Raw genomic sequence first — 269 nt, forward strand, 5'->3', positions numbered from 1 at the left:
CCTGTACGTATATAAAAGGGAACGTCTGACCAGAGTGGGTCGTCAATCCAAACCCGCAGAGCAACAAACGTATCCGTCATCGAAAACGTCCCTACCCCAGGCTCGTCCCTGTACCCAACGACATTCTGCCCATGAATCTCCCCTGCGCGATACTGCCCGCGAACGATGCTCCTCATTACTTCCTCTTTTGTCATCGGGCGTAACGCTTCCATCACTTTTCGCTTTTCCTTGCGAATTTCCTTTGCATTTATGCGATTTTGCAAATGCAT

1 pseudogene is annotated in these 269 nt (G+C 49.8%); it reads right to left on the reverse strand.

The features are described from left to right. A pseudogene (locus SB773_RS32010) lies at nucleotides 1-269 on the reverse strand (glucose-6-phosphate dehydrogenase); the annotation flags it as partial.

It is taken from the genome of Bacillus sp. SIMBA_074 (assembly GCF_046534555.1).
Taxonomy (GTDB): domain Bacteria; phylum Bacillota; class Bacilli; order Bacillales; family Bacillaceae_G; genus Bacillus_A; species Bacillus_A mycoides.